Genomic DNA, 25706 nt, shown 5'->3' on the forward strand with positions numbered 1-25706 from the left:
GAGGGACTGGTCAGGACGCGGCGCGGGAGTCGTCGTGGGCGGACGTGGGTCTGCGGGCGGCGTAGAAGTCGTCGCCGCTCCACCGGTAGGGCGAGACCTGGACGGGCTCGTTGAAGGTCGGCGCGTGCACCATCTGGCCCGCGCCGAGATAGATCCCGACGTGATGGACGTCGGCGGCAGTGCCGTAGAAGACGAGATCGCCCGGGACGAGCTGGTCCTCGGATACCGGTGTGCCGGTGTGGACCTGGTCGTAGGTGGTGCGGGGAATGGAGATGCCTGCGGCGCGGTAGGCGGCTTGGGTGAGTCCGGAGCAGTCCCAGCCGCCGTTCACCTCGGGCCCGTTGCCACCCCACACATACGGCAAGCCGAGTTGCGCGCAGGCGAACGAGATCACCTGCGCGGCTGTCGGGTTCGTCGGTGAGGTGGTGTCGCAGTCGCCGCCGGAGGTGTCGGGCGTGGTGGTCCGGTAGCGGGCGGCCTGGTCGAGGACGTCGCGCACGTACCAGTCGGCGTGGTTGTAGGCGAAGATCGCGCTGTACATGTCGGCGGGCGCACCGGAGTCGCACAGGTAGAACGCGGCGGCGTGGATGGCGTCGGAGGGGTTGTAGCGCGAGGGCGGATTCGCGCCACCAGCGGGCAGGGGATGGCGCGAGACAACGGAGTCGAACGTCGGGGCGAGGAACTGCATCGGTCCACCGGCCCCGGAGGCGTTTTCGCCCGAGGAGACGCCGGGCAGGGTGGAGCGGCCGTGGTCGGTTTCGATCTTGCCGATCGCGGCGAGCACGCTCCAGTCCAGGCCGGGGCAGTCTCCGGCGGCGGCTTGGTAGAGCACGAGCATCTCGGCCGGGATGTCTTGCTGTGCTTCGGTGCTCGGGGTCGAGCCGGTGCCGGTCGAGGCTCCCGGGGTAGGTGCGGTGAGCGACTGGTCGAACACCACGATGGCGCTGACCACGGTCGCGATGACGACCGTGAGGAACACGAACGCGCCGAACCCTGCCCCGAGCGCCTTGACCAGCATCGTCAGCTCACCAGGACTCGTAGGTCGGTGGCTGTGGGGGTGGCGGGGACAGAGTGACGATGCCGCTCTGCGGTGCCCAGCCCGGGTCGGGTTCGCTGTCGGGCTCGGGTGGGGTGCGCCGGGGCCACGCGGTGGCGAGCTGGTGTAGGTGTCGCCTTCGAGAGCCGTTGGCGGCGTTGGCGGCGTTGGCGTCCAGGGGCAGCCAGACCTGGTCGGCGGGACTGGCCTCAAGGGTGGGGGCGAGGAGTTCGGCGGCGGCGGTGGCCACGGGCACGGCCTCGGGGTCGGGGAGCCGTTCCCAGGTCCGGTGCAGCGCCGCGCGGGCTTTGGTCTCGCGGGCGACGCTCGGCACCCAGAGCAGCACGGGGGCGACGACGCCGGTGGTGCGAGCTAGTTCGGCGTAGCCGGTGAGTTTCGCCGCAACCCGCGACAGCGCCGTGGTGCTCTCCAGGTCGTACTCGAGATAGAAGTCGAGCACATCCTCGGCGTGGGCGTAGCGGCCGAAGGCGTCGGGGCGGGCGAGGTCGCCCCACAAACGCTCGCAGCGGGTCTGCGACCACCATGCCTGGACCTGGGCGGGGTTGCCGCGCTGGTCGAGGGCGGGGTGGGTGATCAGGGCGGTGAACCATTCGGCGACGCCGAGGGTGTGGGTCAGGTGCAGGCTGTGGCCGATGGCGAGGGCACGCTGATGCTGGTAGCCCAGCTCGCGCACCGTGATCCCGGCTTCCGCGGCGAGCACGCCTGCCCCGGCCGGTGCGAGTACCCAGTGCATCGGCGCGCTGCCCTCGGTGCGCCATGGCCGGAAACGGTCCACGACGCCGTAGCGGTGCAGCAGGTTCAGTCGCCGCAGCGCGATGGGCTGAGTGGGGAAGGCCAGGCTGGTGAGCTGGTTGGTGGTCAGGACGCGGTGCTCGTGCAGCATCCGCAGGATCCAGCGGTCGCGCTCGGTCAACCGGGAGACGAGCGCGGTGCTGTCGAGCGGCCGGGGCCGGGTCCGGTTGTCGGGGCGGGGACGCCGGTTGTCTGCCTGCTGGGCGGGACGGGAGAGCATCGGTGGCACAACCTTTCTCGGAACGAACAGACGGGCGGTGGCGGAGCTGTCGGTGGTCGGGTCACTCGTCGCGGTCCGGGCGGGTGTCGGTGAGGCGGGCGCGAGCGGCGGCAGCGATCTCCCGGGCACGCCCGGGGATCGGCGGGTCCAGCGGCCGGGTGGTGAGGGTGAACGGTCTGGCGTTGCGGCCGTCGACCAGCAGGCGGGCGGCTGCGTGGAAGGCGTCGAGGTGAGACAGGTCGTGCTCGGACAGCCACGGGTCGGTGTGGCGGGCCAGATCGCGCGCGTCGTCGGGCGACACGGCGAAGACGATCTTGTTGCGCGCGTTGGCCGAGATGCCGTCACGCAGTTCGCGCGAGAGCTGGCCCAAGTTCTGATGCGCCAGGAGCAAGGAGAGCCGGAGTCCGCGGGCTTCGGCGAGCATGTCCTCGATCGGCGTGCTCAAGTTGAGGAAGTTCTGCGCCTCGTCGAGCACGAGCGCGGCGTCAGGCCGGTCAGCGGCGGCGACCCGGGCTCTGGCGGTCACTGCCTGCCATGTACGCGCGACCAGCAGTGACCCGACCAGTCGGGAGGTCTCCTCGCCGAGTGAGCCTTTCGGCAATCGGGCCAGGCAGATGCCGCCGTGGTCGAGGATGTCGCCGAAGTCCACGGTCGAGGGGCCACCGGCGATGGCCGCGCGCACGAACGGGCGCAGCAGGAACGCCCTCAGCTTGTTCAGTAGGGGGCCGGTGAGCTGGGCGCGGCCGGTGTCGGAGAGTTGCTCGTAGGAGTCCCAGAACCCGCGCAGGACCGGATCGGCGGTGGTGCGGGTGACCCGGGACCGGAACGCACCCTCGGTGAGCAGGCGGGGCAGGTCGGCCAGGGTCGCGGTCCCGGGCTGCGCGCACAAGGTGAGCAGGCTCGCGCGCATGATGTCGTCGGTGCGCGGCCCCCACCACTGGTGAAAGATCCGGCGGAAAACTGTGGTCAGGTTGTCGACCGCGAGATCCATCCCCGCGCGCCCGATCCGGCCGATGTCGAGCGGATTCACACACGGCGGAGCACTGGATGCGTCGGCGTCGAAGAGCACCACCCGCTCACCCATGCGCGACGGCAGCCTCGACAAGACATCGGTGACGAGGTCGCCTTTCGGGTCGATCACGATCACCCCGCGCCCCGCCTCGGCGTCATCGAGGATCGTGCGCGCCAGCAGCGTGGATTTGCCGACCCCGGTCGGGCCGAGGATGTGCAGGTGGTGACGGGCGTCGGAGACTTTCACCGCGACCGGGCGGCGAGTGCCGGTGTCGGACATCCCCAACGGCTTCGTGAACTCCCCACCGACGGGGATCTCCGGTGCCGGGGACAGCGCGCGGGCTCCGGCGCGCTGCAGGCCCGGTAGCCCGTCGTCGGTGGGCAGATGGGCGATCGTGGCCAGCTCGGGCACCGACAACACATCCCCACGCCCGAGACGCCGCTCCCGGATCAACCGCTGAAGGCGGAAGAGTCGACGGCGACGCCGGTAGTAGTTGTGATCGGTGCACGCCCCGAACGTCGTGGCTAGAGCATCGGCGCGCCCGCGCGCCACCGCTCGCGCTTGGGCTGTCGAGTCGATCTCGGCGGGGTCGGTGGAGACCGGGATCGAGGCGGCATAGCGGACGACCGTCTCCCAATGCGCCCCTCGCGCTTTGGCCGCTGCCGCGCGGGCGGCGGCACTGTATTCCAGGGAGGTCTGCCGGTCGGTGCCCCGCGCGCTCCCCACCCCGGTGGCGGTGCGGGAGGCGCGACCGGTGCTCGAGCCGGGAGTGAGAAGGTCGAGGGCCTCGCGCAGCAGTCCCGCCGCGACACCGGCCCGGGCACCCGTGCTCGCCGCGGAGCGGGTGGCGCGGGCGACGCGGCGGCCGGTGACCGGGCGGGCGAGGATCTGCACGCACACTGCGTGACCGGGGCCCAGATCGTCGGCGGCGGTGATCAGGTTGCGCACCAGATCACCGGAGTGATCGGTGCTCAGCGGGAGTCCCTCGTGGCGCCCGAGGCGCAGCTCGCCTCCGGCCACAATCCGCCGGATCCCTTTGACCGGGTTCGGCAGCGGGGGCCGGGCGGGTTCGGCTGTGTCGGTGTGCGCGCCGGGCCACGCCGAGGCGACAGCCCGCTCGATCAACCCGGGCGGAACCGTGCCCGGCACCCACAGCCGGATCGCCGCGCCTTCCTCGGGGGTGACGGTATACTCGAACCCCAGATGTGGCTGCCCCAGCAGCGTTCTCGCCCATGCTGGGCGGAGCTGGCCGATGAGGTGTGCCCAGAAGGTCAGTGCGCCTTTGGCGTCGACCTCCGGTGGGGTGAGCACGGTGATCTGGCGGGCACGCGCACTCAGCCGGCCTCGCCGCCACCGAACCGTGAGCCGTACCGCGGCGAGCACCGCGACACCGACCGCGACCAGAAACAGAGCATCGGCGGACACGAGGGCGTGTTCGAGAGCGTCGCGGAGGTCGGCCACGGCCCGGCTGGGCGCGAGAAGCGCCCGGCCCAGCCATCCCTGCTCGGGATTCACGCGGCCACCGATCCCGGGCCGGTGATCTCGGTGTTCGGCAGAGTCGCCGCGCTGCCGAACGGGAACCGGCCCGCGCGACGGCGTCCGGTCGCCTCGGTGGCTTCGGGCTTGTGCAGGATGATGACGTCCTCGTGGGCGATGAGGTGCATCGGCAGCCCGGCCGCGCGCTGCTTGACAATGAAGTCGCGCTGGAAGAACGAGCTGCGGGCGATGAGTTCGCCGTCGGTGAGGCGGCCCAGCAAGGCCACGCACCGCTCCACCGGGACCAGCCCGGCCAGCTCGCCGCAGGTGTAGAGGTGGGCGGGCAGCGGCACGAGTTCGGCGTGCTGCCGCCACGGTCGCGCGGTGATCACCACATACCCACCGGGCGCGAGGTATTCGGCGGCTCCGGCCAGGATCTTGGTGAACCCGGACAGCAGTCTGCCGAGGCCGACGTTGGCGAGGTTGCCGCGATCCAGCACCGCGCCGTAGCGGTGGTTGGACTTCAGCACCGGGTCTTTGCGGTTGGCGCGTACGTGCCCGTGCAAGCTGTCGCCGTAAGGAGGAGAAGTGATGACGAGCTTCGCCTGACCGCGTAGCTCGGCCGGGATCAGATCACCCAGCTTGCGGGCATCGCCGTGGAAGACGTCCGCGGCGAGATCGATCCCGGCCTCACGAGCGAGCTCGATGTTGGTGCGCGCCAGCTCCGCCCACCGCGACTCGTACTCCACACCCACCGCGCGGCGGCCCAGATGCAGGGACTCGACGAGGGTGGTGCCAATCCCGCACATCGGGTCGAGCACGAGGTCCCCGGGCCGGGTGTAGGTGTTCACGGCGTGGGCGACGATGGCGGGGAACATCTTCGCGGGATGGGCGGTGCTGTCGGGGTGATAGCGGCCCCGCCGCTGCGCGGTGGGCGCGGTCTGCGCGGTGGCCCACACCGACACCGGCGCGACCGCCGGGCCGGTCTGTGCGGGGGTGCCGGAGTCGATGTCGGCGGTGGCGGTGGCGGTGGTGGTCGGTTCGAGAGTCATCGGGGCGTCCTTCGCGTGAGAGTTGCGGTGGGGCAGAGGGCGGATGGGCTCAGCCATGGGCGGGCTGGAGGAAGACGAAGACGTCGGTGTGCGCGACGGTGTGGCGCGCGTTGCCCGAGGGAGCCGGGGTGGGAGTCGCGGTGACGATCTGCCCGGAGATGGGGGCGGCGATGATGTGCTGGAGGTAGAGCAGATCGGCGGCTTGAGCGGCAGCCACGACCGATCCGGCCGGGTCGAACAGGATCCCGGAGTCGCTGTGTCGGCAGCGGGAGATAACGACCAGCAACCCGCCCATCGCGAGGACTTCGGTCGCGAGAGCGGTGATGTGCTCGGCGGCGGCGATCGGGTCGAGATGATCGGCGAGCAGGCTCGCGACGACCAGATCCACCGGCTCGCCCGTCAACGTTTGGTTGGCGGGGGCGTCGAGTCCGTGGCGTCCCAGATCGCCGATCGTGGACAGTGCGGCGGCGGTGTCGGGCTCGATGATCCGCAACGCCCCTCGGGTGACGGGGGCGGGCCAACCGAGCAGCATCACTCGCGCGCCGGGCGCGGAGAATTCGGTGATCGTGTGGACCAGAGCCCGATCGGGCCAACGGTCGTCGGGATCGAGCGGCTCGGACCCCAGCGCCCACAGGGTCGAGGGGACGCGCACGGCGGCGGAGGTGGAACGGGGTCGGCGGGAACTGGCGGGCATTGTGGCCTCCTGAGCGAGAGAGCGGTGTGTACTCGCTTACTTCCGCCAAAAAGCCGAAATCGGGACACGGGTGCCCGATATTTTTTCTGAGAATTTCCTGAGGCTGAAAATTGGGCCCGGGGAAGGCGGTCCGTTCACTGGGGTTAAGAATTTTTTTGAGAATTTTTGTGCTGGGTTGCCGATGAGGTGTTGCGCACTATCCGGAAACTATCTGAAACATATCCGGTTCATATCCTGGCTCTATCCGCACCTTCACAAGTGCAGGTAGGAGTACATATCCGGGCGGATATCCGGTGGTCTGGTGGCGGCGTGGCGAGCGATAGCGAAATATTCGCCAATCCGCGCAGGATATGACTTGGATATGTTTCAGATAGGGTTTGGATAGGGTTTGGATGCGTTTCGGATATGGGTGCGAGGTGTCCTTGCGAGGTCGGAAGTTCTCGACCGAACAAGGAGATCTGTAGTGACGAATTCACACGTAGCGACATATGCGGGACCGGGCGGAAAGCCGGGCTCGCCGCTGGCGGTGGTGTGGGCGGGCTTCGACCGGATGGCCGCCGAAACCCTGCCCGCCGACCCGCGCCCGGTGCCTACCTCGCAGCCCGACCCCGCCACCCCGGTGCCGACGTGGGGGCAGTTGCGCGAGCGGCTGTGGCACCCGGCCACCCCGATGGCAGAGGTCGACACGATCTGGGTGTGGCTTCTGCAACGGGTCCGCGCCCAGGAGGCTGACGCGATGCTCGTCTGCGCTGGGCTGGCCGCGCCGATGCTGTCGCGGACCGCCAGTGAGTGCGTGACCTCGAGCCACACCGTCCGCCACGACATCGAGTCCGAAATCCTGACCGCGTTCCTGGCCCATCTCCCGCGCGTCGGCCTGGACCAGCCGGGGGTATGGCATCGGCTGCGTTGGGGTGCCTACCGTGCGGCTCTCGCGGCGGCAACTGGTCAGCGAACCAGCGTGACCATCGTCGGAGACCTCGACCGTGACCTGGCTGCGCTGGGGGAGCAGGGCCAGGCGATGGTGTCGGAGCCGGGGCACCCCGAAACGGTGCTGGCCGATGCCGTGGCCGCTGGAGTGATCTCCGCCGACGCGGCCGAACTCATCGCCGCGTCACGGTGGGAGGGCCGGTCACTGACCGCCTTGGCCGCTGAACGTGGTGTGTCGCTGTGGAAGTTGCGCAAGCAGCGGCCCCGCGCCGAACGCGCTCTGCTCGCATGGCTGAACGACCGTGCCCGCGACGTCGATCCCGAGCGCACCAGCCCGGTCGAGGCGGCGGCGGTCACCGCCCTCGCACCACCGGATCGGTCACCGCGGCGAGGTCGCCGGCCGAACCGGCACTCGGTCACTCCAGCACCGTCGAGCATCGAGCACGGGCAGGTGGCGGCATGAACACCAACCAGGGACATCTCGACCAGACGACGCCACGGTCAGCTCGGCGCGCGCGGCATTGGCTGCGGGTGCTCGCGGTCGCGGCCACGAGCATGGTGCTGCTGGTACTGATCACCGGATCCGCTTCGGCGACACCACCGAACACCGATGTGCTGGCCATCGCCTCGTCGTTGGGGGAGGTCATCGACAACGCCCGCAACTGGCTGGTGGGCATCCTGGCCGGGCTGGCGACGTTGTTCTTGACCATCGCCGGAGCCCGCTACCTGCTCGGCGGCGGCGACCCCAGCGAGATCGAGAAAGCCAAAACCGCCTTCCGCGCCGCGTGCCTGGGATACGCGCTGGCGATGCTGGCCCCGGTCATCGTCGCCGTGCTCAAGTCCATCATCGGAGCCTGACCGTGACCACCTCGGCCCAGGCACCCCCGGCACCCGCCCGGTTCACACCGGCCGCACGCATCGCTGCCGCCAGCGCAGCGGCGGTGCTCGCCGCGGTCCTGATCGCGCTCACCAGTTCCGCCGATGCCGCCGCCCAACCCGCCACCCCAACACCGGCCCCGCCGGTGACCACCGCACCGGCCACACCCGCCCCGACAACCCCTCCACCGACCACCACAACCCCACGCCGTTGGGTGACACCACCCTCGACCACCACCCCACCGACAACGACCGCGCCCGGCACGACAACGGCACCCGGATCCGGTTCTGGCTCGGGGTCGGCGGAGTGCGGGGTCACCAACATCAACGGTTGTGTGGAGAACGCCGTCGACGGGTTCTTCCAGCGGATCGTGGAGACCTCGCTCAACCCGCTGCTGGAACTGCTCTCGCACACCCTGCTCACCACACCCGAACCCGGGGAGATACCCGAGATCGGGGCTCTGTGGAATCAGTCGTGGCAGATCGTGGTCGCGCTCTACGTCCTGGTCGTGATGGCCGCAGGTGTGCTGTTGATGATGCGCGAGACCGTCCAAACCCAATGGTCCATCCGCGAACTCGCCCCCCGCTTGGTGATCGGGTTCGCGGCCGGGGGATTGAGCATGATGATCGCCACCGCCGGAATCGGTTTCGCCAACACCCTCGCCGGTGCACTGGCCGGAGACGGTGTCGACTCCGGATCGGCCGCCGACGCGCTGTCCGAGCTCGCATTCACCAGCCACCAGAGCCGAGGCGTGTTCGTGCTGCTGCAACTGGCGCTGTCGGTGATGCTGTTGGTGCTGCTCATCTCCTACGTCGTGCGGGTCACGATCACGATCCTGCTCATCGTGGGCGCGCCCCTGGCGTTGATGTGTCACGGGCTGCCCGGCCTCGACGGCATCGCCCGCTGGTGGTGGCGCTCCTTCGCCGCGTGCCTGGCGATCCAGGTCGTGCAATCACTGACCTTGGTGACCGTCCTACGGGTCCTGCTCACCCCCGGCGGCTGGCACCTCTTCGGCCCCGACACCAACGAGATCGCCGACCTCACCGTCGCTTTGGCGTTGATGTTCGTCCTGATCAAAACACCGATGTGGCTGTTGTCGGTGCTCAAGATCGGGCAAGGCCGCTCGTTCCTCGGGTCGATCGTGCGCGGGTTCATCGCCTACAAAACCCTCGGCATGCTCAAAGGAGCCACCTCGAGCAGCGCCCGTACCGCTGCCTCGGGGGCATCGGCACGGCGACCTCCTCGCCCTGCCCGCGCCCCACGAGCACCTCGCACCGCCGCCAGCAGTGGGCCGCCCGATCCGTACGCGCGGGTGCGCTCGACACGAGACGGGCAGCTCATGCTGCCCCTGGAAGGAGTCCGCCGGGTCGCCAGGCAACCTAGCCCAACACCGGCCGAGGCGACCGGCACTCCACCGCCGCGTCCCACCCGGTCGGCGAGGGGACGCCAGCTCGCGCTCGACTTCACTCCGCCGGACCCGTACCGGGGGATCCGCGCCGGGGCCGGGGGACAGTACCCACTCCCGATCCCCGTGCGCCGCGTCCGCACGACACCGGCGGCCCCGGCCCCGCCACCGGAACGCCCCACCCCTCGACGGCGGACCGAACAGCTCGCCTTCGACTTCACCGAACCCACCCCGCCCGACCCGTACGCGCGTCTTCGCCCGACGCGCAGCGGCCAGTACCCGCTGCCGTTCCCCGTCACCCGGGTCAAACCCGCCCCACCGCCACCGAACCCACCACCACCCGCACCGGCCCCGGCACGTCCGGCGGGGCGGCAGCTGCATCTGCCAATGCCCGATCTGCCCGTGCGCCGCCGCGCGCCTCGCGCCCCGAGAGGAGGAAACCTCCAGTGAGCACCATCGTGCGCATTCCCGCCGACGTCGACCGCTCCGACCGGCTCCTCGGTCCCTTCACCGCCCGCCAACTCGCCGTCCTCGCCACCACAGCCGTCCTGCTGTATTCGACCTGGGCCGCCGCCCGAACCGTGCTGGCTCTGCCGGTGTTCGCCGTCGCCGCTGCTCTGGTGTTCGTCGTCGTCGCGGTCGCGGTGCTCACCCGCCGCGACGGCTTGTCAGCCGACCTGCTGCTCGTGGCAGCGATCCGCCACCGCCTTCGGCCGCACCGCCTGGCCAGGACCCGCGTTCAGGCCCACCCGAAATGGATCTCCCGTCGCAGCACCAGAACCCGCTCGCAACCGCCGACACCGGCTCTGTTGACCGCGCAAGCGGCGCGACTCCCGAAGTCGGTGTCTGCCAGCAGTGGGGGAGGCGGTGACGTCGCCGTGATCGACCTCGGCGCCGACGGCCTCGCTGTTCTCGCGGTCGCCGGGACCCTCAACCTGTCGCTGCGGACCCCAGCCGAACAAGACAGCCTCGTCGGCCAACTCGCGGGCTGGCTGCACACCCTGCGCCAACCCGTGCAGATCCTGGTGCGCTCGGCGCGGCTGGACCTGACCGAACACATCACCGGCCTGCACACCGCCGCATCCCAGATGTCGGCCGACCTCGCCGCGGCAGCCCTCGACCACGCCGACCACCTCGCCGACCTGGCCGCCCGCGAAGACCCGGTGCACCGGCAAGTCCTGCTGATCTGGCGCGAACAGACCGCGTCCCTCGCTTCCACCGGATTGCGTGCACGGCTGCCCGGCCGGAAACAGGCTCAGCGCACGCTCTCGGGTGGCGCGCGCCGCGCCGCCGAGTCCCGGCTCCTGCGCCGGATGAACGAAGCCGCCGATGTCCTGCACCCACTGGGAATCTCGGTCACCGCACTCGACAACGACGCCGCCACCGCCGTCCTGACCAGCTGCACCAACCCCGAGAGCCTCGTCTCGCCCGCCGCCGACATCACCACCGCCGACACCGTGATCACCACCGACCCCGACACCCCGACCCCGGACCCGTTCGCCGGGGAAGGACTCGACCGGTTCGCCCCGGAGTCCCTCACCATCGGCACCCGGCACCTCGAAATCGGATCTGACTGGAGTGCGACCCTCGCAGTCACCGGATACCCGCGCGAGGTGACGGCCGGCTGGCTCGCACCACTTCTCTCGCACCCTGGGCGAGTCGAGGTCGCCGTGCACGTCGAGCCCGTCGACCCGGCCACCGCCGCCACCCGGCTGCGCCGCCAGCAGGCCCGCCTCGAATCCTCCCGGATGCATGATCTCGGCCGGGGCCGCCTGACCGACCCGCAGGTCGACGTCGCCGTCGAGGACGCCGCAGACCTCTCGGCCCGCGTCGCCCGCGCCGAGGCACGCCTGTTCCGGGTCGGGGTGTATCTCACCGTGCACGCCGCTTCGGAAACCGAACTGGCCGACGAGGTGGCCGCAGTGCGGGCGCTGGCGGCGAGCCTGCTTGTGGACACCTGCACCCTGTCCTACCGGGCAGCTCAAGCCTGGGTGACCACGTTGCCTCTCGGGCTCGACTTGATCCGGGTCCAGCGGACTTTCGACACCACCGCCCTCGCCGCGGCATTCCCCTTCGACTCACCCCAACTCCCCGCCGTCGACCCCGCCCAGGCTGCCCGACCCCAGGGAGTCCTATACGGCCGCGACGCCGCGTCGGGGTTGTTGTTCGTGGACCGTTTCGGGCATGAGGCGCACAACCACAACCTCGTCGTGCTGGGACGTTCGGGCGCGGGCAAGTCGTATCTGGTCAAAACCGAGATCCTTCGGGCGTTGTATCGCGGGATCGAGCAGGTCGTGATCGATCCCGAAGACGAATACCGCCGCCTCGCCGAGTCCGTGGGCGGCACCCACATCCGCCTCGGCGCACCCGGGGTGCGGCTCAACCCGTTCGATCTGGAAGTCCACACCCGATCCGACGGCCGCCGCAGCGCACCAGCCGATGGGCTCACCCGACGCAAGCTGTTCTGCCACACCCTGATCCAGGTGCTGCTGGGAAACCAGAACGCCGCGCAACGGGCGGCCCTGGACGCCGCGCTGGCAGCCACCTACACCGCCGCCGGGATCACCGACGACCCCACCACCTGGACCCTGCCCGCGCCCACGCTGAGCGGACTGCGTGATCAGCTCGGCCAGCTCGGCACACCCGCTGGGGCCGAGCTGGCTGCCGGGCTGCACCCCTACACCGGGCAGGGAGCCTATGCCGGGCTGCTCGACGGGCCCACCACCACCGAACCCGAGGGTGGGCTGATCGTGTTCTCGCTGCGGGAGCTGCCCGACGAGCTGAAAACCATCGGCACCCTGCTCGTGCTGGACCTCACCTGGAGGCGGGTATCGAACCCAGGCCAGCGTCGGCCTCGCATGATCACCGTGGACGAGGCATGGCTACTGCTGCGCGAACCTGCCGGAGCCGCATTCCTGTTCCGAGCGGCGAAGAGCTTCCGCAAACACTGGGCCGGACTCACCGTCGCCACCCAGGACTGCGCGGATGTGCTCTCGACCGATCTGGGGCGCGCGATCATCTCCAATGCCGCGACCCAGATCCTGCTGCGCCAGGCACCTCAAGCCATCGACGAGGTCGCCACCGCCTTCCACCTCTCCGACGGCGAGCAACAGTTCCTCCTCTCCGCCGCACGCGGTTCGGGACTTCTCGCGGTCGGCGGCGACCGCGCGGTATTCGGGTCGCTGGCCTCGGCCACCGAGAACGCGCTCATCACCACCGATCCCGGCGAACTAGCAGCGGCCACGGAATCGCAGGACACCGAAGTCGGCATCGACTCCGACGAGACGGCCCACGAAACAGTCGACCGATGGGCGGCGTGAACCCGCCTCCGCTGCCCGCTCCGTCGCCAGCGGCGGAATCGTTGCCGGGGGACGGTGGCCGGTCAAGGACCACGCCGCGCCGGTCCGCGCGTCTACCCCGCCAGAACGGCGCTGGCCGCCGGATGCCGTGGTTCGGCATCCCGGGTGGGGATGCGGGCGGTCATGGCGGCAGAAACGGTGCAAGAGAAGACATTTGACGCCGTGGCCGCTACGGAGCGTTCATGGACCCCGCTGCACAGGGATCCGGACGGTTCCCGAGACGTGCCACAACCCACCAAACAGCCACCACCGCACACGTTTTCGGAGCGTGTGGTAGCCGGAGAAGGAGAACGATCCATGGACGAGGAATTCTCGGATGAGGCCGTGGTGATCCCGCTGAACAAGCGCGCTCGCCGCTCGCACACCGGCGACGAGGTGCCGGGGCACGTCGACGCCCGCGTGGGTGAACTGACGGCCTCGTTCCAGATCCGCTACGTCAGCGGGGCCGAGGCCGAACATGTCGCCGACCGGCAAGCCCGCGCGATCTCGGCGCTGCTGCGCTGGCTCGACAGCCACGACCCGGCCCCCGCCGAGCTGGTCGATCTCGACGCCATCACCGCCGACGGTGAGCAGGAGGCGGCATGAGCCTGCCCGCATTCGCCGGATCCGACAGCCCGGACCTGCTCGGGATGGGCGGCTCGTCCCCGGTCCCGGTGGCGGTGTTCCTGCGCACCTCGACCCGGGATTTGCAGGACCCCACGTTGTCGCTGCCGCGCCAGCTCGACAACTGCCGCAAGGTGCTGCCGAACGGGTTCGTGATCGTCGCGTTCTTCTACGACGTCGAATCCTCCCGCAAAGACCTCGAACTGCGTGGCCTGGGCAGCGCGCACGAGGCGTTCGACATCCCCATCCCGCGTGACGGCGGTTTGGCCGATCTGATGGCCGAAGCCCGCCACCCCAATCGCCGGTTCGAAGCGGTCGTGGTCGAGGAGATCGAACGCGCCGCCCGGTGGACCCACCAGTCCACCCAGCTCGAACACGAGCTGGAAAAGGTCGGGGTGCCACTGTTTGCCGCCGACGAGGGACCGATCTCGCTGTCGGAGAAACGTGCCACCCAGATCCTCGTGCGCCGCATGAAACAAGGTGTCGCCGAATGGTTCCTGCGTCACACCCTCGAACAATCGTGGGAGGGATTCCGCGAACACGCCAAACAGGGCTGGAACATCGGCAAAGCCTGCCACGGCTACCGCAACGAGAAACTCCCACACCCTGTCGCCGCGAAACGCGAGGAGGGCCGCACCAAATCCCGGCTCGTCGTGGACCCCGAACGCGCACCCGCCGTGGTGCGGATCTTCCAGCTGCGTCACGACGAGAACCTCGCCTACCAGGTGATCGCCGAACGGCTCAACACCGACCCCGACCGCTACCCGCCCCCGCAACCCAACAGCGGCAAACGCGCCCGGGGCCGCTGGTCGGGGTCCTCGGTCCGCGAGATCCTGATCAACCCCAAATACACCGGCTACATGGTGTGGAACCGGCGCGCCAGCAAGAAAGGCGGCGCGCTCGTCCCGCCCGAGAAATGGGTGTGGTCACCCGAGCCCACCCACGAACCCCTGGTCACCCGCGCGGTGTGGGACGCGGTGCAAAACAACAGGACCACCCGCCAGGGGTCGCGGATGAGCGTGAAGAACACCCACCCCGACACCTACCGCACCTACGTGCTGCGCTCGTTCGTCCACCACCAGCAGTGCAACAAGAGGATGTTCGGCAAAACCCGCAAGGGCTACGGCTACTACACCTGCCAACCCAAACTCGACCTCGTCGGCAAACCCGAGGAATACGCCGACCACCCCCGCTCGGTGTACGTGCGCGAAGACAGGCTCCTCGACTGCGTCGAGACGTTCTTCAACGAACGCGTCTTCGGTCCCGACCGCGCGACCCTGCTGCGCCATCAACTACGCGGGCAGTCCTCGAGCAAGGGCCACGACCTCGAGCAGCGGGCCGCCGCGATCCACAAGACCCTCACCGACATCGCCCGACGACAGGACAACCTGCTCGCCGAGCTGGAATCCCGCCCCATCACCGGCGGCGACGAGCTGTCCGACGCCTGGGCCGAACGGTTGCGTCGCCGCTACACCGAACTCGAACAGCAACGCCGCACCAAAAACGCCGAGCTGGAGACCCTGCGTGAACAAGCCGCCCGCCAGCAACCCGACGAACCCGCTCTCCTGGACCACCTGCCCCGGCTAACGCTGCATCTCACCCGCGCCCCCGACGTCCTGCAACGCGACCTGTACGAGGCGTTCGGCATCAAGATCGTCTACGACCACACCGGCAAACACGTGACCATCTACGCCACGCTGACCGAAGAAACACTCCCCGACGCCGCCACAGCCGCCGCACCGCTGACCCCCGCTACAACCCCCGAAACGGGGCCCGTACCGCCACCAGCGCACAGCGGCGGCGGTACGGGGCTACCCGGCACGCCACGGGAAACCGCTACTACAGTTGCCCATGTTCTTCGTGCCCCCGGCAGGAATCGAACCTGCGACCTAGGGATTAGAAGGCCCTTGCTCTATCCAACTGAGCTACGGAGGCAGTGGCATCCACCTTGGCCGAACTCGGCCCCGGTGTCCAGCGCGAAAAGTATAGCGACCGACCAGATCTATGGGCGGGGTCGGCGGCGACGACGCCCCATCGGGGCGGCTCGGAGCAGGCCGAACTACCCTCGTGGTCATGTCGTTATCGCAGGACCCCTCCGCTGGAACCGCCGTGGACGGCGCGCCACCGGCGGAAGCGGGTCGCGTGGCGCCGGCGGGGAACACCGCGCTTTTCGGTGTGCTGAGTGTCGTCGCGGGTGCGATGGCGGCGGTTGTCGCGGCCATCGTGGTCGGGTTGTCGGCGGCGCAGGCGCTGAGTCTGCTGGGTATACCCGATCCGGGACCGTTGACAACATATGGCTTGCCCGCGCTGCGCGCGGTGGCCGATCTGGCCGCCGCGGTGACCGTCGGGTCCCTGCTGTTCGCCGCGTTCCTGCTGCCGCCCCGCGACAGCGGCCTGCTCGAAGCGGGCGGGTATCGGGCGGTGCGCCGCGCCTCCGACGCCGCGCTGGTCTGGGCGGCGTGCGCGGCGCTGCTGGTGCCGTTGACCGTCTCCGACACCACGGGCCAGCCGGTGGGCGACATCTGGCGGCCCGAGGTGCTGTGGCCGGTGATCACGCAGGTCGAGGTGGCGGGCGCCTGGCGCACGACCACCCTGTTCGCGCTGATCGTGGCCATCGGCTGCCGGCTGGCGCTGCGCTGGGGCTGGACGCCGCTGCTGCTGGCGGGTTCGCTGATCACGATGATGCCGCTGGCGCTGACCGGGCATTCGTCCTCCGGTGGCGCCCACGACGTGGCCACCAACTCGCTGATCCTGCACATGGTCGCCGCCGCGGTGTGGGTCGGTGGCCTGATCGCCGTGCTCGCCAACGCGCTGCGCGGCGGCGCGGGCACCGATGTCGCCGCGCGGCGGTTCTCGGTGTTCGCGACGATCGCCTTCGTGGTGATCGGGCTCAGCGGCGTGATCAACGCCTGGGTTCGGGTGCCCGCGGGCGACCTGTTCGACACCACCTACGGCAAGCTCGTCCTCGCCAAGGCGGCGGCCCTGCTGGTCCTGGGCGTGCTCGGCTTCCTGCAGCGCCGGGCCGCGCTGCCCGCGCTCGCCGCGGACCCGCGCGATCGGACGGCGCTGATCCGCTTCGCCGGGGTGGAGATGCTGATCTTCGCGGCCACCATCGGCCTGGCCGTCGGTCTGGGCCGCACCCCGCCGCCACCGCCCACCTCGATCCCCACGCCCGTCGAGGTGGAACTGGGCTACACGCTGGCCGGGCCGCCGACGGTGAGCAGGCTGCTGTTCGACTGGCGCTTCGACCTGATCTTCGGCACCTTGGCGATCGTCCTCGCGGCCCTGTACCTGCTGGGGGTGTATCGCCTGCGCAAGCGCGGCGACGCCTGGCCGATCGGGCGCACCATCGCCTGGTGCAGCGGCTGCCTGGTGCTGCTGCTGGCCACGTCCTCGGGTGTCGGCCGGTATTCGCCCGCCATGTTCAGCGTGCACATGGGCGCGCACATGGCACTGTCGATGCTGGCGCCGATCCTGCTCGCCCTCGGCGGCGCGGTGACGCTGGCGCTGCGCGCGCTGCCGCCCGCGGGCAAGGGCGGGGTGCCCGGCCCGCGCGAGTGGATCCTGGCCGCGGTGCACAACCCGGTCTCCCGGTTCCTCACCCAGCCGGTGGTCGCGTCGATCATCTTCGTCGCCGGCTTCTACGCGCTGTACCTGGGCGGGATCTTCGACGCCACCGTCGACTCGCACGCCGCGCACCTGATGATGAACGCGCACTTCCTGCTCAGCGGCTACCTGTTCTACTGGGTGGTGATCGGCATCGATCCCAAGCCGCGCGAGGTGGCGCCGCTGACCAAGCTGGGCATGGTCTTCGGCACGCTGCCGTTCCACGCGTTCTTCGGCATCGCGCTGATGAGCATGACGACCGTGCTCGGCGGCTGGTTCTACCGCACGCTCGGTCTCGGCTGGAACATCGACCTGCTGGCCGACCAGCGCAACGGCGGCAGTTTCGCCTGGGCCAGCGGTGAGGTGCCGCTGGTGGTGGTGATGCTGGCCCTGCTGATCCAGTGGTCGCGCAGCGATCAGCGGCTGGCCAAGCGCACCGACCGCGCCGCCGACCGCGACAACGACGCCGACCTGTCCGCTTACAACGCGATGTACGCCGAACTGGCGCGTCGTGACGGCGAGGTGCGCCGGTGAGCGGACGCGGTGTGCCTGCGCCCGAATCGACCTCTCGCGCCGAACCGCCCCGCGTGCTCCGCACCGACGTGCGGTCGGCGCGGCGCAGACTGGCCGGGCGGGTCCGCAAGACCCCGGTGTTCCACACCAGCGTGGACGGGCCCGACGGTCCGGTGCCGGTCTCGCTGAAGCTGGAGTTCCTGCAGCACGGCGGCACGTTCAAGGTGCGCGGCGCGCTCAACGCGCTGCTGGCCGCGGGCGAGCAGGCCGACCATGTCGTGGTGGCCTCCGGCGGCAATGCCGGGATCGCGGTGGCGTTGGCCGCGGCGCAGCTGGGCAAGGCCTGCACGGTGGTGGTGCCCGAGTCGGCGCCGCACACCAAGGTCGCCGCGATGTGGGCGCACGGCGCCGAGGTGCTCTGGCACGGCACCAGCTACGCCGAGGCGCAGCGCCGGGCCGTCACCCTGGCGGACGAGCGGGGCGCCGTCCAGCTGCACGCCTACGACATGCCCGCGGTGGTCGCCGGCGCCGGTGTCATCGGGCTGGAGCTGGAGGAACAGGTGCGCGGCAGGCCGCCGGTGCTGGCCGCGGTCGGCGGCGGTGGCCTCATCGCCGGGCTGGGCGCCGCGCTGGGCAAGCGCAGGCAGATCGTCGGCATCGAGTCCGAGCACACTCCGGCGCTGTCGGCCGCGCTCGCGGCGGGACGGCCCGTCGAGGTGGGCGTGCAGCCCAGGCCCACCGAACTGCTGTGCGCCACCCGGGTCGGCGACATCGCGTTCGACATCGCCCGCCGCCACCGCATGCCCGCCCTCGCGGTGGCCGACGACGCCATCGGCCGGGCCCGCGAATACCTGTGGCGCGAATTCCGCGTGGTCGTGGAGCTCGAGGGCGCCGCCGCCCTGGCCGCCGTCCAGAGCGGCGTCTACCGCCCCGACCCCGGGGTCCGCCCGATCGTCGTCCTCTGCGGCGCGAACACCGAACTCCCCGTCCTCTGACACGCGGTGCGGAATATTTCGGGGCGGGTGGGCGCTGTACCACCGGCTTCCGGGGAGGATGTGGGTGAGTATGCATCCACCCCGGTGACTGCCGTACCCTCTACGACCGCGGCGGATTCCCTCCCGGCGCGATCGCCGGTTGCGGTGCCGATCGACGGCACACCCGCGCGGGTCGACGCCTGAGGGCTGGTCCGCGGCACCCGGCCCGCTCCGCATCTCACCCCCGTTACCCGCACCGATAGGCTTCCGTATATGGCTGAGTTCATTTATCAGATGATCAAGGTTCGCAAGGCGCACGGCGACAAGGTCATCCTCGACGACGTGACGCTGAACTTCCTGCCCGGCGCCAAGATCGGTGTGGTCGGACCGAACGGCGCGGGTAAATCCTCCGTGCTGAAGATCATGGCGGGACTGGACCGGCCCAACAACGGTGAGGCGTTCCTCGCGCCGGGCGCCACCGTCGGCATCCTGCAGCAGGAGCCGCCGCTCAACGAGGAGAAGACCGTCCGCGGCAACGTGGAGGAGGGCCTCGGCGAGGTCAAGGTGAAGCTGGACCGCTTCAACGAGATCGCCGAGCTCATGGCCACCGACTACTCCGACGAGCTCATGGACGAGATGGGCAAGCTGCAGGAGTTCCTCGACCACGCCGACGCGTGGGACGTCGACTCCCAGCTCGAGCAGGCCATGGACGCGCTGCGTTGCCCGCCGCCGGACGAGCCGGTCACCAACCTCTCCGGTGGTGAGCGCCGCCGCGTGGCGCTGTGCAAGCTGCTGCTGAGCAAGCCCGACCTGCTGCTCCTCGACGAGCCCACCAACCACCTCGACGCCGAGAGCGTGCTGTGGCTCGAGCAGCACCTGGCCTCCTACCCGGGCGCCGTGCTGGCCGTCACCCACGACCGGTACTTCCTCGACAATGTCGCCGAGTGGATCCTCGAGCTCGACCGCGGCCGCGCGTACCCGTACGAGGGCAACTACTCCACCTACCTGGAGAAGAAGGCCCAGCGGCTGGAGGTGCAGGGCAAGAAGGACCAGAAGCTGCAGAAGCGCCTCAAGGAGGAGCTGGCCTGGGTGCGTTCCGGCGCCAAGGCCCGCCAGGCCAAGAACAAGGCCCGCCTCGGCCGCTACGAGGAGATGGCCGCGGAGGCCGAGAAGCACCGCAAGCTGGACTTCGAGGAGATCCAGATCCCCGCAGGTCCGCGCCTGGGCGACATCGTGGTCAACGTGTCGAACCTGGACAAGGGCTTCGGCGACCGTCAGCTGATCAAGGATCTGTCCTTCACGCTGCCGCGCAACGGCATCGTCGGCGTGATCGGCCCCAACGGTGTCGGTAAGACCACGCTGTTCAAGACCATCGTCGGGCTGGAGGCGCCGGACAGCGGCGAGGTGAAGGTCGGCGAGACGGTCAAGCTCAGCTACGTCGACCAGAACCGCGCCGGCATCGACCCGAACAAGAACGTCTGGCAGGTCGTCTCCGACGGCCTCGACTTCATCGAGGTCGGCAACCAGGAGATGCCCTCGCGCGCCTACGTCAGCGCGTTCGGCTTCAAGGGCCCGGACCAGCAGAAGCCGGCCGGTGTGCTCTCCGGTGGTGAGCGCAACCGCCTGAACCTGGCGCTGACCCTCAAGCAGGGCGGCAACCTGATCCTGCTCGACGAGCCGACCAACGACCTCGACGTCGAAACCCTGAGCTCGCTGGAGAACGCGCTCGAGCAGTTCCCGGGCTGCGCCGTCGTGATCTCCCACGACCGCTGGTTCCTGGACCGGACCTGCACCCACATCCTCGCGTGGGAGGGCGACAACGACAACGAGGCCAAGTGGTTCTGGTTCGAGGGCAACTTCGAGGCCTACGAGGCGAACAAGATCGATCGCCTCGGCGCCGAGGCGGCGCGTCCGCACCGCGTGACGCACCGCAAGCTCACGCGCGACTGAGCCGCGGTTTGCCACGACGGCCCGGCGGGATGATCGACACCGATCGACCCGCCGGGCCGTCGGCGTCTGGCGTGCGAAAAGTGCTGGTAGCGGCGAACTCCCGGATGTTCACCGACGGTTCGCCAAGTTACCGGCGCGGCAAGCGCTGATTCCCTGCGCGTGTCCAACTGGCCCGGGCTAGTCTCGAATTTGCGTCACCTGAGTTGCGGAATCGAAGCGAACCAAATCCATGGGAGTGGGCGAACGATGACGGTCTCGTCGGAAATGTCGAGCGCGGCGTGGGCCGCGGGAATGCCGCAGAGCTTGCGCGGTGATCTCGCGACACTCGAAGGGGCGTATTTCCGACACGTCGACGCCGGTGACGCGGACTTCCCGGTCACCGGCATCAACCAGATCTTCCGGCGACATATGGAACTGGCCGCCGAACGGCCCGCGGGCACGGCGCTGGTGCGGGTCCACCATCCCGACGACGGGTCGGAGATGGGCGCGGCGGTGCAGCTGGTCACCGACGACATGCCGCTGCTGGTCGAGTCGATCACCGCGGCGCTGAGCCGGATGCAGGTGAGCGTCACCGAGGTCATCCACCCGATCTTCGAGGTCACCCGCGACGCCGCGGGCGTGCTGGTCGGCGCGGCGCCGCACGAGGTGGACGGCAACGGCGCGACGGGCCTGCCGGAATCGTGGATGCACCTGCAGCTGCACCCGTCGACCACCCGGGCCCAGCTCGACCACATCGAGCGCACCCTGCCCGAGGTGCTCGCCGACGTCCGCCAGGTCATCGACGACACCGAGGCGATGACCCAGGTCCAGAGTTCGCTGGCCGACCAGCTCGACCGCACCGCGGGCGCGGGCTCGGCCCCGTTCCCGGCCGCCGACCTGGCCGAATGCGCGCAGCTGCTGCGCTGGCTGGCCCGCGGCAACTTCACCCTGCTCGGCTACGCGCGCTACCGCCGCGACACCCAGCACGGCCACACTGTGTCGACGCCGGTGGCGGGCGCCAGCCTCGGCGTGCTGCGCGCCGACATCGGCACCGACTTCCAGGTGCCGATCAACGGGGGCGACCGCCCGCTGCTGATGCTCACCCAGGGCCTGGTCCGCGCGACCGTGCACCGGTCGGTGTACCCGTACTTCGTCGGTGTCGCCGATGTCGACGACGCGGGCGCCGTGGTCGGCGTGCACCTGTTCATCGGGGTGTTCACCGTGAGCGCGGTGCACGAGAACGTGCTCGACATCCCGGTGATCAACACCAGGGTGCGCACCGCGATCGAGGCGGCGGGCTTCGACAAGGACTCGTTCTCCGGGCAGGCGATGCTCGAGGTGATCGAGTCCTTCCCGCGCACCGAGCTGTTCTCCGCCGACACCGAGGCGATGCGCCGCACCGCGGTGGCCGTGCTCGGCGTCGGCCTGCGCAGGCAGGTGCGGCTGTTCCTGCGCAACGACAACTACGGCCGCTTCGTGGCCTGCATGGTGTACCTGCCGCGCGATCGCTACACCACCGCGGTGCGCCTGCACATGCAGGAGATCCTGGTCCGCGAACTCGGCGGCGCCGACATCGACTACTCCGCGCGGGTGAGCGAAAGCGAGCTCGCCAGTGTGTATTTCACGGTGACGCTGCCCGCCGACGCCACCGCGGCGCCGGACACCTCCGAGGAGAACCGGCTGCGCCTGCAGGGCCTGCTCAACGCGGCCAGCCACACCTGGGGCGACCGGATCGACAACGCGGTCGCCGGCTCCACCGCGCTGGATCCCGCCGTGGTGACGCGGTATTCGGACGCCTTCCCCGAAAGCTACAAGGAGGACTTCGGTCCCGTCCGCGCCCTCGCCGACATCGGCAGGCTGGAGCGCCTCACCGAGGGCGGCATCGACCAGTACCTGTACCGCAAGGCCGAGGCCGCGCCGGGCTCCTGGCGGTTCAGCCTGTACATCGCCGGCTCCGGGGTGTCGCTGAGCCAGGTGCTGCCGGTGCTGCAGAGCCTCGGCGTCGAGGTCGTGGACGAGCGGCCCTACCAGCTGGAACTCGACAGCGGCGCCGAGCGCTGGATCTACGACTTCGGCCTGCTGGCCCGGCCGGAGCTGCTGCGCAACGCCCTCGGCGGCGACCTCGACGCCGCGCTGCTCGAGCGGGACGGGCACGAGGACGAGCTGCACACCCGGTTCACCGACGCCGTCGAAGCGGTCTGGTACGGGCGTGCCGAAGCCGACAGCCTCAACGAACTGGTGCTGCGGGCGGGGCTGCCGTGGCGCTCGGTCGCGATCCTGCGCGCGTACGCCAAGTACCTGCAGCAGGCCGGATTCCCCTACAGCCAGGTCAATATTGCGCGCGTGCTGCTGGCCCACCCCGAGGTGGCCCGCTGCTTCGTCGACCTGTTCGCCGCCCGGTTCGACCCCGACACCGTGTCGGCCGAGGCCGCCGCCGAGCTCGAGCAGTCGGTCCGGGCCGGCATCGACGAGGTGGTCAGCATGGACGCCGACCGCATCCTGCGCGCCATCCTCGGGCTGATCAAGGCGACCCTGCGCACCAACTACTACATCCTCGACGCCGAGGGCCGCCCGCGCGACTACCTGTCGTTCAAGGTGGAGCCGCGCGAGATCGCCGAATTGCCCAAGCCCCGGCCGCAATTCGAGATCTTCGTGTACTCGCCCCGGGTCGAGGGCGTGCACCTGCGGTTCGGCTCGGTGGCCCGCGGTGGCCTGCGCTGGTCGGACCGGCTCGAGGATTTCCGCACCGAGATCCTCGGCCTGGTGAAGGCGCAGGCGGTGAAGAACGCGGTGATCGTGCCGGTCGGCGCGAAGGGCGGCTTCGTGGTGAAGATGCCGCCCGCCGCCACCGGTGACCCCGGCGTCGACCGGCAGGCGAGCATCGCCGAGGGCGTCGCCTGCTACCGCACCTTCATCTCCGGCCTGCTCGACGTCACCGACAATGTCGACCTCGCCACCGGCGCGGTGCTGCCGCCCGCGCGGGTGGTCCGGCGCGACGACGACGACACCTACCTGGTGGTCGCCGCCGACAAGGGCACCGCCAGTTTCTCCGACATCGCCAACGACGTGGCCACCCGCTACGGCTTCTGGCTCGGCGACGCGTTCGCCTCCGGCGGCTCGGCGGGCTACGACCACAAGGCCATGGGCATCACCGCCAAGGGCGCGTGGGAGGCGGTCAAGCGCCACTTCCGCGAGATGGGCATCGACACCCAGAGCCAGGACTTCACCGTCGTCGGCGTCGGCGACATGAGCGGTGACGTGTTCGGCAACGGCATGCTGCTCTCGCACCACATCCGGCTGGTCGCCGCCTTCGACCACCGGCACATCTTCCTCGACCCGAACCCCGACGCCGCCACCTCCTACGCCGAGCGGCAGCGGCTGTTCGCGCTGCCGCGGTCCTCGTGGGCCGACTACGACCGCGCCCTGATCAGCGCCGGCGGCGGCGTGTTCGAGCGCACCGTCAAGTCGGTGCCGATCTCGCCACAGGTCAGGGCCGTGCTGGGCCTGCCCGATGCGGTGCAGGCGCTCACCCCGCCGGAACTGGTGCGCGCGATCCTGCTGGCCCCGGTGCAGCTGCTGTGGAACGGCGGCATCGGCACCTACATCAAGGCCAGCACCGAGTCCAATGCCGACGTCGGCGACAAGTCCAACGACGCGGTGCGGGTGGACGGAAATCAGTTGCGGGTCAAGGTGATCGGCGAGGGCGGCAATCTGGGCGCCACCGCGCTGGGCCGGATCGAGTTCTCCCGGGGCGGCGGCAAGATGAACACCGACGCGCTGGACAACTCGGCCGGCGTCGACTGCTCCGACCACGAGGTCAACATCAAGGTGCTGCTCGACGGCGTGGTGAGCTCGGGCGCGCTGCCCGCGGCCGAGCGCAATCCGCTGCTGGCCTCGATGACCGACGAGGTCGCGCGGATGGTGTTGCAGGACAACGTCGATCAGAACGTGCTGATCGGTATCGCGCGCACCGACGCACCGCAGATGGCGAGCGTGCACGCCCGCGTCATCGACGATCTCGAACAGCGCCGCGGCCTGGACCGCGAGCTCGAGGCACTGCCGTCCGACGCGGAACTGAAGCGGCGGGACGAGGAGGGCCGTGGCCTCACCTCGCCCGAACTGGCCAACCTGCTCGCCCACGTCAAGCTCGGGCTCAAGGCCGACCTGCTCGACACCGACCTGCCCGACAGCGCCTACTTCGCGCGCAGGCTGCCGATGTACTTCCCGACGCCGCTGCGCGAGCGGTTCGGCGTCGCGATCAAGAAACACCGGCTGCGCCGCGAGATCGTCACCACGATGATCGTCAACGAGGTGGTCGACTACGGCGGGATCACCTACGCGCACCGGCTCAGTGAGGAGGTCGGGGCCAGTACCTCCGACACCGTGCGCGCGTTCGCCGCGGCCACCGAGATCTTCGAACTGCGCGACGTGTGGACCCGGATCCGTAGCGCCGACGCCCCGGCCGGGGTGTGCGATCTGCTGGAACTGGAGTCCAAGCGGACGCTGGACCGGGCCTCGCGCTGGCTGCTGAGCAACCGGCCGCAGCCGATCGCCGTCGGCGCCGAGATCAACCGCTACCACCGCCGGGTGCAGGAACTGGCGCCGCAGGTGCCGGGCTGGCTGCGCGGCCATCACGTCACCTCGCTCACCCAGGGCGCGGCCGAGCTGATCGCCCGCGGCGCGCCGACCGAGCTGGCCACCGAGGTGTTCGGGCTGCTGAGCCTGTACCCGCTGCTCGACGTGGTCGACATCGCCGACATCGCCGACCGCGACGGCGCCGAGGTGGGCGCGCTGTACTACGCGCTCAACGAGCACCTCAAGATCGACTGGCTGCTCGAGGCGGTCAGCCACCTGGAACGCGGCGATCGCTGGCACGCGCTGGCCCGGCTCGCGTTGCGCGACGACATGTACGGTTCGCTGCGCTCGCTCACCCTGGATGTGCTGTCCGCGGGTGACCCGGAGGAGACCGCCGACGAGAAAATTGCATACTGGGAGTCGAAAAACCAGTCCCGGCTGGGTCGTGCGCGCGCGGCACTGTCGGAACTGTTCGAGTCCGGGACCCACGACCTCGCCACACTGTCGGTCGCCGCGCGACAGGTGCGGAGCATGGTGAGCGGGGTGGGCGCCCAATCGGAGGTACCACGGTGACGAGCTCGCCGAAGACAGCCACGGCCGGGGCGAACCTGGTTCTGCCCCAGCGCTTTCACGCC

General features: G+C 70.0%; 15 protein-coding genes, 1 tRNA gene and 1 pseudogene. 10 read left to right on the forward strand and 7 right to left on the reverse strand.

From position 1 onward, the window contains the following. Positions 1-10: 10 nt before the first annotated feature. From EL493_RS11125 to EL493_RS11145, 5 genes are all read right to left on the reverse strand, one after another. On the reverse strand, positions 11-1018 hold the full coding sequence (locus EL493_RS11125; protein WP_019045697.1) for a C40 family peptidase: 1008 nt from the start codon (positions 1016-1018) through the stop codon (positions 11-13). A 7-nt stretch (positions 1019-1025) separates the two neighbouring features. Next, positions 1026-2069: a replication-relaxation family protein gene (locus EL493_RS33515; protein WP_022567153.1), complete on the reverse strand. Its 1044-nt coding sequence runs from the start codon at positions 2067-2069 to the stop codon at positions 1026-1028. Between the two features lie 61 nt (positions 2070-2130). Further along, entirely contained in the window at positions 2131-4596 is a 2466-nt protein-coding gene (locus EL493_RS11135; protein ID WP_019045699.1) for a type IV secretory system conjugative DNA transfer family protein, read from the reverse strand. Then, entirely contained in the window at positions 4593-5609 is a 1017-nt protein-coding gene (locus EL493_RS11140) for a TRM11 family SAM-dependent methyltransferase (protein WP_019045700.1), read from the reverse strand. The genes EL493_RS11135 and EL493_RS11140 overlap by 4 nt, the downstream gene beginning before the upstream one ends. A 49-nt stretch (positions 5610-5658) precedes the next feature. Then, entirely contained in the window at positions 5659-6303 is a 645-nt protein-coding gene (locus EL493_RS11145) for a hypothetical protein (RefSeq protein WP_022567155.1), read from the reverse strand. Positions 6304-6766: 463 nt separating this feature from the next. On the opposite strand from EL493_RS11145, the gene EL493_RS11150 reads away from it, so the two are divergent. From EL493_RS11150 to EL493_RS33870, 6 genes and pseudogenes are all read left to right on the forward strand, one after another. Further along, positions 6767-7693 carry a hypothetical protein gene (locus EL493_RS11150; RefSeq protein WP_022567156.1) on the forward strand — a complete coding sequence of 309 codons (927 nt, stop codon included), beginning with the start codon at positions 6767-6769 and terminating at the stop codon, positions 7691-7693. Next, positions 7690-8088: a pilin gene (locus EL493_RS11155; protein ID WP_022567157.1), complete on the forward strand. Its 399-nt coding sequence runs from the start codon at positions 7690-7692 to the stop codon at positions 8086-8088. Before EL493_RS11150 ends, EL493_RS11155 begins: the two co-directional genes overlap by 4 nt. A 353-nt stretch (positions 8089-8441) precedes the next feature. After that, positions 8442-9962: a conjugal transfer protein TrbL family protein gene (locus EL493_RS11160; RefSeq protein ID WP_019045705.1), complete on the forward strand. Its 1521-nt coding sequence runs from the start codon at positions 8442-8444 to the stop codon at positions 9960-9962. Next, on the forward strand, positions 9959-12832 hold the full coding sequence (locus tag EL493_RS11165) for a PrgI family protein (protein ID WP_019045706.1): 2874 nt from the start codon (positions 9959-9961) through the stop codon (positions 12830-12832). Before EL493_RS11160 ends, EL493_RS11165 begins: the two co-directional genes overlap by 4 nt. Before the next feature lie 336 nt (positions 12833-13168). Further along, positions 13169-13456, forward strand: a complete 288-nt coding sequence (locus tag EL493_RS11170) for a hypothetical protein (RefSeq protein ID WP_019045707.1) — start codon at positions 13169-13171, stop codon at positions 13454-13456. A gap of 293 nt (positions 13457-13749) precedes the next feature. Next, positions 13750-14415: pseudogene (locus tag EL493_RS33870) on the forward strand (recombinase family protein); the annotation flags it as partial. Between the two features lie 351 nt (positions 14416-14766). Here EL493_RS33870 and EL493_RS11180 read toward each other — a convergent pair. Next, complete coding sequence (locus EL493_RS11180; protein WP_022567159.1) at positions 14767-15048, reverse strand: hypothetical protein; 282 nt, start codon at positions 15046-15048, stop codon at positions 14767-14769. Positions 15049-15335: 287 nt separating this feature from the next. Further along, positions 15336-15409, reverse strand: a tRNA-Arg gene (locus EL493_RS11185). A 138-nt stretch (positions 15410-15547) separates the two neighbouring features. Here EL493_RS11185 and EL493_RS11190 point away from each other — a divergent pair. The 4 genes from EL493_RS11190 (at position 15548) to EL493_RS11205 (ending at position 25644) form a co-directional block, all read left to right on the forward strand. Further along, complete coding sequence (locus tag EL493_RS11190; RefSeq protein ID WP_030202551.1) at positions 15548-17614, forward strand: cytochrome c oxidase assembly protein; 2067 nt, start codon at positions 15548-15550, stop codon at positions 17612-17614. Then, positions 17611-18588, forward strand: a complete 978-nt coding sequence (locus EL493_RS11195) for a serine/threonine dehydratase (protein WP_022567161.1) — start codon at positions 17611-17613, stop codon at positions 18586-18588. Before EL493_RS11190 ends, EL493_RS11195 begins: the two co-directional genes overlap by 4 nt. Before the next feature lie 252 nt (positions 18589-18840). Next, positions 18841-20517: an energy-dependent translational throttle protein EttA gene (gene ettA, locus EL493_RS11200; RefSeq protein WP_022567162.1), complete on the forward strand. Its 1677-nt coding sequence runs from the start codon at positions 18841-18843 to the stop codon at positions 20515-20517. A 246-nt stretch (positions 20518-20763) separates the two neighbouring features. After that, positions 20764-25644: an NAD-glutamate dehydrogenase gene (locus tag EL493_RS11205; protein ID WP_019045711.1), complete on the forward strand. Its 4881-nt coding sequence runs from the start codon at positions 20764-20766 to the stop codon at positions 25642-25644. Positions 25645-25706: the final 62 nt, after the last annotated feature.

The organism is Nocardia asteroides, from assembly GCF_900637185.1.
Lineage (GTDB): Bacteria > Actinomycetota > Actinomycetes > Mycobacteriales > Mycobacteriaceae > Nocardia > Nocardia asteroides.

Coding starts and splice junctions, on each gene's coding strand:
- EL493_RS11125 (WP_019045697.1), bottom strand. CDS start 1,018: ATGCTGGTCAAGGCGCTCGGGGCAGGGTTCGGCGCGTTCGTGTTCCTC.
- EL493_RS33515 (WP_022567153.1), bottom strand. CDS start 2,069: ATGCTCTCCCGTCCCGCCCAGCAGGCAGACAACCGGCGTCCCCGCCCC.
- EL493_RS11140 (WP_019045700.1), bottom strand. CDS start 5,609: ATGACTCTCGAACCGACCACCACCGCCACCGCCACCGCCGACATCGAC.
- EL493_RS11145 (WP_022567155.1), bottom strand. CDS start 6,303: ATGCCCGCCAGTTCCCGCCGACCCCGTTCCACCTCCGCCGCCGTGCGC.
- EL493_RS11155 (WP_022567157.1), top strand. CDS start 7,690: ATGAACACCAACCAGGGACATCTCGACCAGACGACGCCACGGTCAGCT.
- EL493_RS11170 (WP_019045707.1), top strand. CDS start 13,169: ATGGACGAGGAATTCTCGGATGAGGCCGTGGTGATCCCGCTGAACAAG.
- EL493_RS11190 (WP_030202551.1), top strand. CDS start 15,548: ATGTCGTTATCGCAGGACCCCTCCGCTGGAACCGCCGTGGACGGCGCG.
- ettA (WP_022567162.1), top strand. CDS start 18,841: ATGGCTGAGTTCATTTATCAGATGATCAAGGTTCGCAAGGCGCACGGC.
- EL493_RS11205 (WP_019045711.1), top strand. CDS start 20,764: ATGACGGTCTCGTCGGAAATGTCGAGCGCGGCGTGGGCCGCGGGAATG.